2 protein-coding genes are annotated in these 1,739 nt (G+C 59.8%); both read right to left on the bottom strand.

Features of this window, described 5'->3' with window-relative positions:
• Window positions 1-830: 830 nt before the first annotated feature.
• The gene (locus C7411_RS36745; RefSeq protein WP_110389031.1) at window positions 831-1,370 is read right to left on the bottom strand and encodes a single-stranded DNA-binding protein; all 540 of its coding nucleotides are present in this window, start codon (window positions 1,368-1,370) and stop codon (window positions 831-833) included.
• Window positions 1,371-1,517: 147 nt separating this feature from the next.
• Window positions 1,518-1,739 (bottom strand): MFS transporter (locus tag C7411_RS36740; protein WP_116603306.1); only part of this gene is annotated, 222 nt, incomplete at its 5' end.

Here is a 1,739-nt window from a genome sequence, read left to right as displayed (position 1 = left end):
CGCCGCCCGGCCGTGGACAACCCGCGACGCAACAGGAGGATCCATACCTGGCTAAAACCAACTGCAGATCCGTCCGTCGAACCGGGTCAACCTCAAAGACCTGCAGGACGTGATGCTCGGGGGCTGGCGCAATGACGAGCACGGCTGGTACATGGACGATCCGTGTGTTGATTTGCGCCAGAAACTGACCCACTGGGAATATCTAGTCCTGTTTTCGAATATTCATTGCCACGCAACTAAACCGTGCTTCTTTGGCGTCAAGTTTGACTGCCAAGTAGACGTTTAAGGTTGGTCCGAAGCTGTTCTTCGACGGCGCTGCGAGGCATCGCCCATACGTCTGAGAGCGTGGTGCAGACGTTCCAAGCATCCCCGAACTCCTTGGTGACCACGACTTCGAGTTCAATTACTCGCAAGAAGCTCGACGCGCGACAGATGCTAGTCGGTTCAGCTCAGGAATGGTGAGAAATTTGCTCTTGGACAGGCGACAAAACAGGTCAACACCAGTCCTATCGAACTCCCGATACAGCAAAGCCAAGGTTAGACAAACGAAGTGGATGGTATTAGCGGCTCGGCCCTTTGTTCTGTACCTACCCAGATAAAGTGTGACCTCGTGAACTGGAAGACCGGAAGGAACCAGAAGAACCGAATGGCGTTCTCCATTTCGAAAACGAATCCGCTTGGCGACATAATTGACCATCTACCCACCGTCTTCAGTAAGTAATAGTTCAGCCATGTCATCAGTAAAGTACAAAAAAATGTGTGGGTAAAGAAAAAGCCCGTCTCCACAGGGGAAAACGGGCTTCTACCAACAATAAATGTTCTTTTCTGTCTTAGAACGGAATATCGTCGTCCATCTCGTCGAAGCCGCCGCCAGCCGGCGCGTTCGAACGGCCGCCTGCACCGCCGCCCGAACCACCACCGCTCGAACGCGGCGCGCCGCCACCGCCCGAAGCACGGCCGCCGCCGCGCGGTGCGGACGGCTCGCGGCTGTAGCCGCCGTCGTCGCCCATGTCGCTGCCCATCGAAGCGCCGCCGCTGCGGCCACCCAGCATCTGCATCTGGTCGGCGACGATTTCCGTCGAGTAGCGGTCGGTGCCGTCCTGCGCTTGCCACTTGCGCGTGCGGATGCGGCCTTCGATATACACCGACGAACCCTTCTTCAGGTACTCCGAGACGATCTCGGCCAGGCGCCCGAAGAACGACACGCGGTGCCATTCGGTCATTTCCTTGAACTCGCCGGACGCCTTGTCCTTGTAGCGGTCGGTCGTGGCGAGGCGAATGTTCGCCACGGCGTCGCCGCTCGGCAGATAGCGCACTTCCGGATCGGCGCCGAGGTTGCCGACTAGGATCACCTTGTTCACGGATGCCATGAATTTCTCCTGTTTGATTCCGTTGCGAGGAGCGGCCGCGCGGTGCGTGCCAGCGAGCGCCTGCTCTCATGCGCCTTCGCCGGTCGCGGACCGCCTCCGCGAATTGCGTTGCTGTGAACCGCTGGTTCTAACTCAGGCCCGCCGGGGTCAAGCCCGCCTGGCTTCTGCCCGCCTGGGCGGCGCCTTCATATTGGCCGCGATTATAAGCCAGCACAAGACGAGCCCAGAGCACGTGTAAAAGACGGCGCTCGCGCCTTCGTGCTTGAGGATCCAACCGCCCGCCACGCCGCCGAGCGCGAGCCCGATCGACTGCGTGGTGTTGTACACGCCCGTGGCCGCGCCCTTGCGGTTGCCCGGCGCGAGCTTCGA

The organism is Paraburkholderia silvatlantica, from assembly GCF_003096715.1.
GTDB classification, from domain to species: Bacteria; Pseudomonadota; Gammaproteobacteria; order Burkholderiales; family Burkholderiaceae; genus Paraburkholderia; species Paraburkholderia silvatlantica.
The sequence above is the reverse complement of the archived record's forward strand: the minus strand, read 5'-3'. Positions and strand labels throughout refer to the sequence as shown.

Coding starts and splice junctions, on each gene's coding strand:
- C7411_RS36745 (WP_110389031.1), bottom strand. CDS start 1,370: ATGGCATCCGTGAACAAGGTGATCCTAGTCGGCAACCTCGGCGCCGAT.